This window comes from Micromonospora sp. NPDC005305 (genome assembly GCF_040607315.1).
Taxonomy (GTDB): Bacteria; Actinomycetota; Actinomycetes; order Mycobacteriales; family Micromonosporaceae; genus Micromonospora.
This window is the reverse complement of record NZ_JBEXGL010000023.1, coordinates 33,241-47,115: the sequence shown is the minus strand read 5'-3', so window position 1 is coordinate 47,115 and position 13,875 is coordinate 33,241. Positions and strand designations below refer to the sequence as shown.

At 72.3% G+C, this 13,875-nt stretch carries 6 protein-coding genes and 1 pseudogene; 3 read left to right on the top strand and 4 right to left on the bottom strand.

Annotation, left to right across the window (positions count from 1 at the left end; genetic code table 11):
* The first annotated feature begins 418 nt into the window (after nt 1-418).
* Nucleotides 419-1,501 (top strand): hypothetical protein, encoded by a 1,083-nt coding sequence (locus ABZS80_RS27825; protein ID WP_355060388.1) that lies wholly within the window; start codon nt 419-421, stop codon nt 1,499-1,501.
* Complete coding sequence (locus ABZS80_RS27820; protein WP_355060386.1) at nt 1,488-2,261, top strand: class F sortase; 774 nt, start codon at nt 1,488-1,490, stop codon at nt 2,259-2,261. Before ABZS80_RS27825 ends, ABZS80_RS27820 begins: the two co-directional genes overlap by 14 nt.
* A gap of 118 nt (nt 2,262-2,379) precedes the next feature.
* On the opposite strand, the gene ABZS80_RS27815 is transcribed toward ABZS80_RS27820, so the two are convergent.
* Nucleotides 2,380-7,443, bottom strand: coding sequence for an NAD-glutamate dehydrogenase (locus ABZS80_RS27815; RefSeq protein ID WP_355060384.1), 5,064 nt, complete (start codon nt 7,441-7,443; stop codon nt 2,380-2,382).
* A gap of 287 nt (nt 7,444-7,730) precedes the next feature.
* On the opposite strand from ABZS80_RS27815, the gene ABZS80_RS27810 reads away from it, so the two are divergent.
* Nucleotides 7,731-9,698: a penicillin-binding transpeptidase domain-containing protein gene (locus ABZS80_RS27810; RefSeq protein WP_355060382.1), complete on the top strand. Its 1,968-nt coding sequence runs from the start codon at nt 7,731-7,733 to the stop codon at nt 9,696-9,698.
* Between the two features lie 383 nt (nt 9,699-10,081).
* Here the strand turns inward: ABZS80_RS27810 and ABZS80_RS27805 are convergent.
* The 3 genes and pseudogenes from ABZS80_RS27805 to ABZS80_RS27795 form a co-directional block, all read right to left on the bottom strand.
* A pseudogene (locus ABZS80_RS27805) lies at nt 10,082-11,017 on the bottom strand (arginase family protein); the annotation flags it as partial.
* A gap of 66 nt (nt 11,018-11,083) precedes the next feature.
* Nucleotides 11,084-12,004 carry a tetratricopeptide repeat protein gene (locus tag ABZS80_RS27800; protein WP_355060380.1) on the bottom strand — a complete coding sequence of 307 codons (921 nt, stop codon included), beginning with the start codon at nt 12,002-12,004 and terminating at the stop codon, nt 11,084-11,086.
* 138 nt (nt 12,005-12,142) lie between these two features.
* Nucleotides 12,143-13,831 carry a methylmalonyl-CoA mutase family protein gene (locus tag ABZS80_RS27795; RefSeq protein WP_355060378.1) on the bottom strand — a complete coding sequence of 563 codons (1,689 nt, stop codon included), beginning with the start codon at nt 13,829-13,831 and terminating at the stop codon, nt 12,143-12,145.
* Nucleotides 13,832-13,875: the final 44 nt, after the last annotated feature.

The window sequence follows — 13,875 nt, the reverse complement described above, 5'->3', positions numbered from 1 at the left end:
TGACCCGGCTGCCCTCGACGTCTGAACTCGCGGTGTGGCTCCCCGAACCGCGTGCAGCGATTCTTGCATGGGAGCGCTTCCATGGCAATGGTTCGATGCGCTCGGTCCCGGACGACCGGGACTGAAAACCCAGGCCGCGCCGAAAACGGCGCCGATAGCCGGAAGCCGGGCAGACCGGCCTAGTGCGCCACGCCACGGCACGGCCGACAGCAGTCGACGCGCGAGCGGCCGAGCGGACACACCCCTGCCCCAGCCGCCCGCGAGACCACTAAAAGCGGCGTAGCACCCGTACCGCTCCCATCGCCAACAAACTCTTAAACACGAATCTTTCCCCGGATAAGTCACGAAACGGTCTAACGTCGGTCGTAGCTCGACTGAAGGCGGGCTCAGGACAAAAAGGGATGGAGTGACGCAGGTCATGGCTAAGAAGATGCTCGGGAAGCTCGTTGCGGGTGCCGCTCTCGGCGGCGCGTCCCTGCTGCTGTTCTCGCCCGGGGCGGCGAACGCGGCCAGCGCGAACGCGGTCGCCAAGCCGCAGATCAGTCTTCCCGGTACCTGCTCTGGGGAGCACGAGAACTGGGACCACAAGAACTGGGACCGCAAGGACTGGGACCGCAGCTACGAGGACCGCAAGGACGAGGACCGCAAGGACCACGACCGCAAGGACGAGGACCGCAAGGACCACGACCGCAAGGACCAGGACGGCAAGCACGACGACGGCAAGCACGACGACGGCAAGCACGACGACGGCAAGCACGACGACGGCAAGCACGACGACGGCAAGCACGACGACGGCAAGGACCAGGACGGCAAGCACGACGACGGCAAGCACGACGACGGCAAGGACCAGGACGGCAAGGGCGAGGAGCACAACGACTGGCAGGGCAGCGACTCCTGGCAGCCGGGCGCTGACGGCCAGGGCGGCGGCCTGGTCGCCGACCAGCCGGGCGACGAGAAGGACCGCAAGGACGAGAACCGCAAGGACGAGAACCGCAAGGACGACGAGCGCAACGACCGGGACAACAAGGAGCACGACGCCAAGGACCAGGACCGGCGCGACGAGGACCAGAAGGACCACGACCGCAAGGACGAGGACCGCAAGGACGAGGACCGCAAGGACTGGGACAACCGCAGCTGGGACAGCAAGGACGAGGACCAGAAGGGCCACGACCGCAAGGACGAGGACCGCAAGGACGAGGACCGCAAGGACGAGGACCGCAAGGACGAGGACCGCAAGGACGAGGACCGCAAGGACGAGGACCGCAAGGACTGGGACAACCGCAGCTGGGACAGCAAGGACGACAACAAGAAGGACCACGACCGCAAGGACGAGGACCGCAAGGACTGCATGCCGCGTGGCCACGTCGACGGCGGTGACGGTGGCATGACCACCACCAGCCTGGACCGCAACATGGCCGCCAGCGGGGTGGGCGTCATCGGTGCCGCCGCCCTGGGCGGGATGATCCTGCTGCGCCGGCGCCGGGGCGATGACCTCGTCTGACCGGACGGCGACACGGGCCGGCGGCCGTCACGGGAAACCGTGGCGCGCCGCCGGCGCCGCTGTCGTCGTCCTGCTCGGCATGGTGGGCGCAGGCATGATCGGGGCATCGGTGCGGACCGTGCCGCCAGCCCGCCCGCCCCAGCCGCTCGCCCAGGCCGGGCCCGCCGACCCGTCGCCGTCGCCGTCGCCGTCGCCGACCGCCATCCCGGGCCCCACCGGCGGCATCGGCGCGGAAACCGCCGACCAGGCATCCGTCGACGACGACTCCGCGGTGACCCCGCACCCGGACCTCACTGCCGCCGGACTGCCCCGCTCGACCCCGACGATCATCTCGATCCCCCGGATCGGCGTGCACGCCGAGATCATGACCCTCGGCCTGAACCCGGACGGCACAGTCCAGGTGCCCCCGCTGGAGCAGGCCATGAAGGCGGGCTGGTACTCCCCAGGGCCCAGCCCCGGCGAGGCCGGCAACTCGGTGATCGTCGGCCACGTCGACTCGGCCAAGCTCGGGCCGGCCGTCTTCTTCAACCTCGGCGCACTCCGGAGGGGCGACACCATCTCGATCGCCCGGGAGGACGGCTCGGCCGCCACCTTCACGGTGACCGAGGTGAAGTCGTACCCGAAGGCGGCCTTCCCCACCGAACTGGTGTACGGCCCGTCCGACAAGCCCGGCCTGCGGGTGGTCACCTGCGGTGGGACGTTCGACGAGAGCAGCCGCAGCTACGTCGACAACGTCATCGCCTTCGCCAGCCTGGCGTGAAGCGGCGCGGCCCGGTGATCGGTCACCCGACCCGCTTGGTCGGGTGGGCGCCGCGAAACGGGCGCGGCCCGGTGGTCGGTCACCCGACCACCGGGCCGCGTCCGGCGTGCGTACCGCGTCAGGCCGCGGCCGAGGTCCGCACCAGGGTGCGGATCTGCCGCAGCAGCACCGACAGGGCGGACAGGTCGGCCCGGGACTCGTCGAACTCCCCCATCGCCCGGTGCGCCCGGTGGATCGAGGTGGCGTTCGCCTGCTCCCACTCCTGCACCCGCTCGACCGGCGGGAGGCTGTCCGGAGTGGAACCGAGGACCTCCGCGGTGAGCGCGGCCAACGCGGCGTACAGGTCGTAGCGCAGCGCCATCCGGGCCAGGGTCTGCCAGCGGTCCTCCCGCGGCAGCAGGGAGATCTTCGACAGCAGGGAGTCCACCCGGAACCGGTCGGAGAGGACGAAGTAGACCGAGGCCACCTCGCTCACGTCCCGGCCGGTCGACTGCGCGGTCTCCACCACGTCGAGCAGGCCGAAGCTGTACATCAGCCGGGTCGCCTGCTCGGCCAGGTCGCGAGGCAGCCCCCGGCCGGTCAGCGAGTCGATGTGGGCGGCGATCGCCTCCCGCTCGGTGCCGTAGAAGAGGTTCTCCAGCCCCGGCAGGAGCCGGGCCACCCCGTCGCGCAGGCGGGCGATCTCCCCCGGCACGTCGATCGGCGAGCGCCGGTTGGTGACCAGCCAGCGCACCGCGCGGTCGAGCAGCCGCCGGGTGTCCAGGTAGACGCTGGTCTGCAGGTCGGGTGAGACCTTGTTGTCCAGCGCCTCGACGGCGTCCCACAGCTCGCGCAGCCCGAACACCTCACGGACCACCACGTACGCCCGCAGCACGTCCGCCGCCGACGCGGCCGTCTCCTCGACCACCCGGAAGACGAACGTGATGCCGCCCCGGTTGATCGCCTCGTTGACCAGGACCGTGGTGACGATGTCCCGGCGCAGCCGGTGCTGGCCCATCCGGTCGGCGAACCGCTCCCGCAGCGGGGTCGGGAAGTAGTTGACCAGGACGTCGGTCGTCCACTCCTCGTCCGCCAGCCCCTCGGCGACGATCTCCCGCTCCAGCACGATCTTCACGTACGCGAGCAGCACCGCGAACTCCGGCGCGGTCAGCCCGGTCTCGCCGCGTACCGCCAGTTCCTCGTCCGGCGGCAACGCCTCCAGCGCCCGGTCCAGCGCGCCCGACCGCTCCATGTCGCTGATCATGCGGCGGTGCACCGGGAGCAGCGAGGCGGCCTGGGCCTGGGCGTTGTTCAGCGCCCGCGCCTGGTCGTAGTTGTCCCGCAGCACCAGCTCGGCGACCTCGTCGGTCATCTGCGCCAGCAGCTCGTCGCGTTCCGGCACGTCCAGCGCGCCGTCGGCGACCGCCGTGTTGAGCAGGATCTTGATGTTCACCTCGTGGTCGGAGCAGTCCACCCCGGCCGCGTTGTCGATGAAGTCGGTGTAGATCCGGCCGCCGGCCGAGGCGTACTCGATCCGGCCGTGCTGGGTGAAGCCCAGGTTGCCGCCCTCGCCGACCACCCGGCAGCGCAGGCCCTTGCCGTCCACCCGGATGGCGTCGGTGGACTTGTCCCCGACCTCGGCGTTGGTCTGCGTCGACGCCTTCACGTAGGTGCCGATGCCGCCGTTCCAGAACAGGTCCACCGGCGCGGTGAGGATCGCCTTCATCAGCTCCTGCGGGCTGAGCTGGGTGACGTCGTCATCGAGGCCGAGCACCGCGCGCACCTGCGGCGAGACCGGCACCGACTTGGCGGTCCGCGGGTACACCCCGCCGCCGGCCGAGATCAGCTCGGCGTTGTAGTCCTCCCAGGACGACCGGGGCAGGTCGAACAGCCGCTTCCGCTCGTCCCACGAGGTGGCCGCGTCCGGGTCCGGGTCCAGGAAGATGTGCCGGTGGTCGAAGGCGGCCACCAGCCGGATGTGCTTCGAGAGCAGCATCCCGTTGCCGAACACGTCGCCGGACATGTCACCGACGCCGACCACCGTGAAGTCCTGCGTCTGGGTGTCGTGCCCCAGCTCCCGGAAGTGCCGCTTCACCGACTCCCAGGCGCCCCGGGCCGTGATGCCCATCTTCTTGTGGTCGTAGCCGGCCGAACCGCCGGAGGCGAACGCGTCGCCCAGCCAGAAGTTGTGCGCGGCGGAGATCTCGTTGGCGATGTCCGAGAACGTCGCCGTGCCCTTGTCCGCCGCCACCACCAGGTACGGGTCGTCGGCGTCGTGCCGGACCACGTCCTCCGGCGGCACGATCTCGCCGCTGGAGATGTTGTCGGTGACGTCGAGCAGCGCGCCGACGAACTCCTTGTAGCAGGCCACCGCCTCGTCCCGGTCGCCCGGCTTCTGCTTGAGCACGAAGCCGCCCTTGGCGCCCACCGGCACGATCACGGCGTTCTTCACCATCTGTGCCTTGACCAGGCCGAGCACCTCGGTGCGGAAGTCCTCGCGCCGGTCGGACCAGCGCAGGCCGCCCCGGGCCACCGGCCCGAACCGCAGGTGCACGCCCTCGAACCGGGGCGAGTAGACGAAGATCTCGAACTTGGGTCGCGGCGCCGGCAGCTCCGGAATCGCCTGCGGGTCCAGCTTGAACGCGACGTACGACTTGGGCCGCCCGCCCACCGGCCGCTGGTAGAAGCTGGTGCGCAGGGTGGCCTGGATCAACGTCAGGTAGGAGCGCAGGATGCGGTCCTGGTCGAGGCTGGCCACGTCGTCCAGCGCCTCGCCGATCGCGGTGACCAGCTCGCCGCTGCGCTGCCGGCGCTCGTCCAGCGGGGACGCGCCCGGCCGGAACCGGGTCTCGAAGAGGTCCACGAGCAGCGAGGCGATCGTCGGGTACGCGATGAAGGTCTGCTCCATGTACTCCTGCGAGAACACGGTGCCGGCCTGCCGCAGGTACTTCGCGTACGCCCGCAGCACCACCACCTGTCGCCAGGTGAGACCGGCCCGGAGCACCAGCTCGTTGAAGCCGTCCACCTCGGCCTCGCCCCGCCAGGCGGCGGCGAAGGCGTTCTCCACGTGCGGGCGGACCTCGGCCAGCTCCTGGTGCGCCTCGGGCAGTTCCAGCCCGAAGTCGTAGAGCCAGATCCGGCCGTCGACGCGCTCCACCTCGTACGGGTGCTCGTCGACCACCTTGACGCCGAGCGAGTGCAGCACCGGCAGCACGGCGGAGAGCATCATCGGCTCGCCGTACCGGTAGACCTTGAACCGCACGTCCATGCTCTCGTCGACCTGGACGGCCCGCCCGGCGCCGTTGGTGCGCGGGGCGAGCTGCTTGCGGAACAGGTGCATCTCCAGCTGGCCCGGCTCCTCCAGCAGCTCCAGCTTGGCCAGGTCCTTCATGGCCTCGTACGGCGTGTGGCCGTCCTTGTAGCCCTCCGGGAAGGCGTCGGCGTACCGGGCGAACAGGTGCTTGGCCTGCTCGTCGCCGAGCTTGCGCTCCAGCACCAGCCGGTAGTCGTCGTCCCACAGCCGGGTCGCGTCGGCCAGCTCCTCGGCGAGCAGGTCGGCGTCGATCTCGCCCGGCGGGCTGTTCGGGTCGGTCCGGACGATGAAGTGCACCCGGGCCAGCATCGACTCGGTCACCCGGGTCGTGTAGTCGACGCCGACGCCGTTCAGCTCGCGCAGCAGGATGTCCTGCATGCGCAGCCGGTTCTGGGTGGTGAACCGGTCCCGGGGCAGGTAGATCAGGCAGGAGATGAACCGCCCGTACGCGTCCCGGCGCAGGAACACCCGCAGCTGCCGGCGGCCGGCCATGCGGAGCACACCGATCACCGCGTGGTAGAGGTCGTCGGTCTTGATCTGGAACAGCTCGTCGCGGGGGTAGGTCTCCAGGATCTGCAGCAGGTCCTTGCCGGAGTGGCTGCGCAGGCTCAGGCCCGAGCGGTCCAGCACCTCGGCGACCTTCCGCCGGACCACCGGCAGCTCCTGCACGCTGGTCCGGTAGGCCGCCGTGGAGAACAGGCCCAGGAAGCGCCGCTCCCCGACCACCTCGCCGGCCTCGTTGAAGATCTTGAAGCCGATGTAGTCGAGGTAGGCCGAGCGGTGCACGGTGGCCCGCGAGTTGGCCTTCGTGATGATGAGCAGGCGCTTCTCCAGCACCTTCTCGTGCGCCTCGGGCGTCATCGAGTTCAGCGACCGGGCCTCCGGCGAGTCGGACCGCAGGATGCCCAGCCCGGTGCCGAGGACGGCTTCCAGGGCCTGGCCGCCGTCCGCGCCGTCGGTGTCGACCAGCCGGTACTCCCGGTAGCCGAGGAAGGTGAAGTGGTCGTGCGCCAGCCAGCGCAGCAGCTCCACCGAGTCGGTGATGTCCTTCTCCGGCACCGGCGGGCGGTTGTCCGAGGTGCGCGCCGAGGCCAGTTCGTCGGCGAGGGCCAGGGCACGCTGCCGCATCTTCGGCCAGTCCTCGACGGCCTCCCGCACGTCGGTGAGCACCCGCTGCAGCTCCCGGCGCAGCTTCTCCCGCTCCGCCGCGTCGCGGACCGGGTCGATCTCGATCCGCATCCAGCTCTCGACCAGGTCGCCGGCGATCGCGTCGTCCGGCTCCACGTCCGCCGAGACCTCGGTCAACCGGCCCAGCGGCTCGCGGCGGACCACCACCAGCGGGTGCACCAGCAGGTGCACGTCGAGGTGGTGCGAGTTCAGCAGCGCGGTCACCGAGTCGACCAGGAACGGCATGTCGTCGGTGACGATCTCGATCACCGTGTGGTGCTGCTCGGCGTCCGGCTCGTGGATGCGCAGCTTCAGCTCGCCCGGCACGCGCTGCTGGGCGAGGTCCCGGTGGGCCCGCGCCGCGTCGAGCATCTCCTCGGCGGTGAAGCCGATCAGCTCCTCGTCCGGCGCGAACCGCCAGAACCGGCCCACCAGGGTGGCCGCGTCGTGGTCGTCACCGGCCAGCGCGACCGCCTGGGCGACCAGGCGCTCCGCGTTGGGGACCGGCTCGTCCAGCTCGTCCTCGGTCTCGTCGCCCAGCGCCTGCGCGGGCAGGCCCAGGTCGTAGAGGGTGTCGATGCTGGAACCGGTCATCCCGGTCACTCCTGTGTCGAGACGGCCGAAACCGTCCCCGTCGGTCGCCGAATCGAAGCTGTCATCGTCCCGGCTGGTGTCAGCCTGCCGGAGGTCGGGTCCCGGTTTGATCGCCGGACGCCGGTCCATCGGTGCCACTCCCCTCGACCCACCGCGTTGTGGGTCACTCTGCCGCCCAGCCTAGGCCTGCCGCTGTGCCCCTTCGTCGGCGGACCACTGGCCGGACGTCCGGATCGGGACTCTGTCCTTTCACCCGTTGCGGGTCCGTGGTCGGCCGGTCGTGGAGTACCCGGACTGGCGATGTTCATCACACTGCCACACGGCACTCTTTGCCTGCGCAAGGGCCGTGCCGGGGCGGTGGCGAGCCGCGCGTCGTACTAGCGTGCAGAGCAGTTTCGTACCGGAGGGACCGCTTCATGCTCCTGTCGTACCCCGTCCACCGCCGTCTCTCCCCTCCCCGTCGGGCCCTCGTGGCGCTGGCCGCCACCGTGCTGGCGGCGGGCGCGCTGACCGCGTGCTCGGGCGAGGACGGGCCGGAGCGGAGCGTCGACGCCTTCCTGAAGGGCTGGCGCTCCGGCGACCTCCAGGCGGTCGGCTTCATCGACCCGACCGGCGCCAAGGTGCCGGCGGCCGAGGTGACCAAGGAGCTCCGGTCGCTCGCCGGCGAGCTGGCCGGCAGCCCGCCGAAGCTGGAGCGCACCGGCGACGTGAAGGTCGAGGCGGACATCGCCACCGCGCGGGTCCGGCTCACCTGGCCGCTGCCCGGTGCCACCACCTGGACCTACGAGAACCCGGTACGCCTCCGGCACGGCTCCGACGACCAGTGGCAGGTCATCTGGGAGCCGAGCGTCGTGCACGAGAAGCTGGAGTCCGGCGACCGGTTCGCGCTGCGCCGGGAGGCCGCGCCCCGGGCCGGCGTGCTGGACGGCGCCGGAGCCCCGCTCGTCGCGCCCCGCCCGGTGGTCCGGGTGCAGGTGAACCCCGCCGAGGTCAAGGACGCCAAGGCCCTGGTCCGGCAGCTCGACGCCGCGTTCAAGGCGGTCCGGCCCGCGCTCACCCCGCCGGTCGACCTGTCCGACCTGCCGAAACGCCTGAGCGAGGCGGAGCGGGGGTCGCTCGTCGAGGTGGTGACCCTGCGCGACGAGGCCTACCGGCAGATCAAGCCCCGGATCTACGACCTGCCCGGCACCCAGTTCCAGTCCGACAAGCTCTTCCTGGCGCCGACGCGGGAGTTCGCCCGGGCCCTGCTCGGCTCGGTCGACCCGGCCCAGGCCGACGACCTCAAGGCCCACCCCGACAAGTACGTCCGCGGTGACCTGGTCGGCCACGGCGGCCTCCAGGGCCGCTACGACGACCGGCTGCGCGGCACCCCCGGGGTCACCGTGATCACCGAACGCCCCGCCCCGGACGGCACCACCGCACCCAGCGGGGTCGAGGCGTACCGCAGCGAGCCCAGGGCCGGCCAGCCGCTGAAGACCACCCTCGACGTGGCCACCCAGAACGCCGCCGACGCGGCGCTGCGCGGGCAGGCCCGGCGTTCCGCCCTGGTGGCCGTCCGGATCAGCGACGGCGCCGTGCTGGCCGCCGCCAACGGCCCCGGGGCGGCCGGCGAGAACCTCGCCTTCACCGCCCAGGTGCCACCCGGCTCGACCTTCAAGATGGTCAGCGCCCTGGGCCTGCTCGACCGGGGCGCGGTCACCCCGGAGGCGACCGTGCGCTGCCCGAAGACGTTCGAGGTCGACGGGCGGTCCTTCAAGAACTCGGACAACTTCGAGCTGGGCGACGTCCCGTTCACCACCGACTTCGCCAAGTCCTGCAACACGGCCTTCACCTTCCTGGCCCCGAAGCTCGGTCCGGACGGGCTGGCGCAGGCGGGCCGCACGCTCGGCCTGGAGGCGCCCTGGGACCTGGGCACCGACGTCTTCACCGGCAAGGTCTCCGTCAACGGCTCGGCCACCGAACAGGCCGCCGCCGCGATCGGCCAGGGCACCACCGTGGTCAGCCCGCTCGCCCTGGCCGGCGCCACCGCCGGCGTGGCCCGCGGCCACTGGGAGCAGCCCAAGCTGCTGCTCGACCCGGCCCCGGCGAAGGCCGCCCCGGCCGGCGCGGCGCTCAAGCCGGAGTCGGTGACGGCGCTGAAGACGATGATGCGCGCGGTGGTCACCGGCGGCACGGCCGGCGCCCTGGCGGACGTTCCCGGCGAGCCGGTGTACGGCAAGACCGGCACCGCCGAGTACGACAACAACCCGGCGCACACCCACGCCTGGTTCGTCGGCTGGCAGGGCGACGTCGCGTTCGCGGTCTTCGTCGAGCAGGGCGGGTCGAGCACCACCAGCGCGGTCCCGATCGCCGAGCGCTTCCTGCGCGGCCTCGCGGCCCGCTGAGGCGAGCCGGGCGCCGATCAGACGATGTCCGCGCCCGGCCGGGTCGGATCCGGCGCGGTCCCCTCCGCGTCCTCCGGCTCGGCCACCCGGCGCAGCAGGCCGGGCCCGGCCGACGCCAGCGGCCCGACCGGTTCGGGGCCGTCCGGGCCGTCCGCGTCCGACGCCCGCCGCAGCAGCCCCGGGCCGGACGGGCCGGGAGACGGCTCGGCCGGGCGGTCGCCGTCGGTGTCGGGGGGTTCGTCCCCGGCCCGCGTGGGGGCCGGGCCGATCGGCTCCACGGCCACCGCGGGCGCGGGAACGGCCGCCGGGCCGGGCAGCACGTCGCGCGCCGGTGGCCGGCCGTTGCCGGGGCGGGGCGCCGGGGCGACCGGGCCGGCCGGCAGCAGCCGGGGCGGTGTCGCGCCGGGTGCCGCGACCGGCGCGAGCCCGGCCACCACGGTGTTGACGATCTCGGCGGCGTACGACCCGTCGGGGTCGTAGTCCGGGTCGAAGACGGTCAGCTCGACGCCGAGGCAGTGCGGGGTGTCCACCAGGCCGGCGAGCAGGATCTCCAGCTCGGCGAACGCGATCCCGCCCGGGTCCGGCGCGTCGACCGCGGGCATCACGGCCGGGTCGAGCACGTCCACGTCGATGTGCACCCAGTAGCCGGCGCAGTCGGCCAACTGCTCGTGCGCCCACTGGGCGGTGCGGGCCGCGCCCTCGGCGCGCAGCGCCGGCACCGGCCGGGTGGTGATGCCGGCGGCCTGGAGGTCGAGCCGGTACTCGTCCTGGGCGCGGATGCCGAGGACCACCACGTCGATGTCCCGGAAGTAGGGACGCCGCCCCTCGATGGCGGCCAGGTCGGCCTGACCCCGGCCGGTGACCAGGGCCAGGTCCTCCCCCGCCGCCGCGCCCACGTAGGAGGCGTTGCCGGGGTGCCGGAAGTCGGAGTGGCCGTCGACGAAGACCAGCCCGATCCGCCCGCCGACCGCCTCGCCGAGCCGGTGCATGGCCAGCGCCGAGCCGAGCAGGACCGAGCAGTCCCCGCCGAGCACCAGCGGGAACTCACCCCGGTCGATGATCGCGCCGATCCGGTCGGCGAGCGCCACCGAGTAGCCGGAGATCTCCGGTGCGTGGCAGACCCCGTCGCCGGGGCGCCAGTCACCGGGGTCGTACCGGGGCGGGGTGAGGCAGCCGGCGTCGCGGGCCCGCAGCCGGGCGAGCAGGCCGTGGTCGCGCAGCGCGCCGGGCGCCTTGACGCAGCCCGGGACTGAGGTGGACGTGGGTGGGCGCAGGCCGAGGTTCGTCGGCGCGTCGAGGACGGCGATCCGGCGCATCATGGGCTCCCGTCCTCGGTGGTCGGGCGGGCCGGCCGGTACGCCGGCCCGCGCTGGCGTGCGGTGAACTCAGAACAGGGCGCTGGCCAGGGCGCGTCGGGCGGCCGCCACGGCGGGGTCGTCCGGCCCGGCGATCGTGAACAGCGACACCAGGTGCTGGCGGACCTTCTCCCGGTCGTCGCCGGCGGTCCGGCGGACCAGGCCGATGAGCCGGGCGTACGCCTGCTCGGCCAGCCCGCTGAGCACCTCGATGTCGGCGGCCAGGAGCTGGGCCTCGATGTCGTCGGGCGCCTGCTCGGCGGCGGCGAGCGCGGCGCGTGGGTCGGCGCCGGCCACCCGGCGGGCCACCCCGACCTGGGCCAGGCCGGCCTCGGCCGCGCTGTCCGCCGGGCTCTCGGCCAGGATCTTCCGGTACGCCGCCTCGGCGGCCTTCAGGTCGCCGGACATCAGGGCGTCGTCGGCCTCGGTGAGCCGCGGGTCCTCCGGCTCGGCGACGGTGACGCCACCGGCCTTGAGGATGGCCTGGATCCACTGGCGGAGCTGGGCCTCCGGCACCACGCCGGAGAAGGCGTCGATCGGCTGCCCGCCGACCACCGCGTAGACCATCGGGATGCCCTGGACCCGGAACATCTGGGCGAGCCGCGGGTTGGCGTCGACGTCGACCCGGGCGAGCACCCAGGCGCCCTCGCCCTCGGCGGCCAGCCGCTCCAGCACCGGCGAGAGCTGCTTGCAGGGCTCGCACCACTCGGCCCAGAAGTCCACGACCACCGGGGTCGTCAGCGACCGCTCCAACACCTCGGACTGGAAGGTCGCCTCGGTCACGTCGATGACGTCCACGCCGCCACCCGGCGGGGGGCCGCCGGGCACGCCGGCCGGCGGGCCGGCCTGGCTCGGGGCGGTGGGACGGGAGGGTTCCGGGGTGCCGCGCAACGCGCTGAGGTCGACCGCGCCGCGGGTGAAGATCGACGAGGTGATCCGTGGGTCGCTCATGGTTATCTAGTCTCGCACGTGCCCCGCGGAACTCGGATCAACCGCCACGGCGGCAGTTGCGACTCTCACGCCTGGTCGGGATGCACTGAGGGGGCCCCTTCCCGACGCCTCGCGTCAGGAAGGGGCCCCTCGGTGCGCTCAGAAGCGGGCGGGCTCGCGGTAGACGCCCCACTCGCCCCGCAGCGCGTCGCAGATCTCGCCCAGGGTGGCCTCGGCCCGGACCGCGTCCAGCATGGCCGGGATCATGTTCTCCCCGGTCCGGCTGACCTCGACCATCCGCTGCACGGCGGCCTTGACGGCCGCGTCGTCGCGGCCCGCCTTGCGCTCGGCGAGCACCCGGCGCTGCTCCAACTCGACCTCGTGCGAGATGCGCAGGATCTCCAGGTCCTTGGCGACGGTGCCGGTGTGGCAGTTGACGCCGACGATCCGCTTGTCGCCCTTCTCCAGCGCCTGCTGGTAGACGAAGGCCGACTCGGCGATGTGGCCGGTGAACCAGCCGTCCTCGATGCCGCGCAGGATGCCCGAGGTCATCGGGCCGATCTTGTGCGGACCCTCGCCGCCGAGCTGCCGGATCCGGGCGAAGATCTCCTCGGCCTCGGCCTCGATCTTGTCGGTCAGCGCCTCGACGTACCAGGAGCCGCCGAGCGGGTCGGCGACGTTGACGACACCGGTCTCCTCCATGAGCACCTGCTGGGTGCGCAGGGCGATCTCGGCGGACTCGTCGGTGGGCAGGGCCAGGGTCTCGTCCAGGGCGTTGGTGTGCAGCGAGTTGGTGCCGCCGAGCACGGCCGCCAGGGCCTCCACGGCGGTCCGCACCACGTTGTTGACCGGCTGCTGGGCGGTCAGCGACACCCCGGCGGTCTGGGTGTGGAACCGCAGCCACTGGGCCTTCTCGCTGGTGGCGCCGTAGACGTCGCGCAGCCAGCGGGCCCAGATCCGGCGGGCGGCCCGGAACTTGGCGATCTCCTCGAAGAAGTCCACGTGGGAGTCGAAGAAGAAGCTCAGGCCCGGGGCGAAGACGTTGACGTCCAGCCCGCGCGAGAGCCCCAGCTCGACGTAGCCGAACCCGTCGGCCAGCGTGTACGCCAACTCCTGGGCGGCGGTCGAGCCGGCCTCGCGGATGTGGTAGCCGGAGACCGACAGCGGCTTGTACCGCGGGATCTCCCGGGCGCAGTACTCCATGAGGTCGCCGATGAGGCGCAGGTGCGGCTCCGGGTCGAAGAGCCACTCCTTCTGCGCGATGTACTCCTTGAAGATGTCCGTCTGGAGCGTGCCGTCCAGCGTGGACAGATCGGCGCCCTGCCGCTCGGCGGCGACCAGGTACATGCAGAACACCGGGACGGCCGGGCCGGAGATGGTCATCGAGGTGGTCACGCCGGCCAGGTCGATGCCGTCGAAGAGCACCTCCATGTCGGCGGCCGTGTCGATCGCCACGCCGCAGTGGCCGACCTCGCCGAGCGACTGCGGGTCGTCGGAGTCGCGCCCCATGAGGGTCGGCATGTCGAAGGCGACGGAGAGCCCGCCGCCGCCGGCTCCGAGGATCATCTTGTAGCGCTCGTTGGTCTGCTGGGCGTTGCCGAACCCGGCGAACTGCCGGATGGTCCAGGTGCGCCCGCGGTAGCCGGTCGGGTAGAGCCCCCGGGTGTACGGGAACTCGCCCGGCCAGCCGATCCGCTCGAAGCCCGGGTAGGGCACCCCCTCCGGCGGCCCGTAGACCGGGTCGACGGCCATCCCGGACAGGGTGGTGAAGTCCGCGTCGCGCTTGCGGGCGGCGTCGTAGCGGGCCTGCCAGCGGGCCCGACCGGCGGCGATCTCGTCGGCGTCCATTCGCGGAGCTCCTCCTCGAGTCCTGGGATGCAGACCGAGTGTAG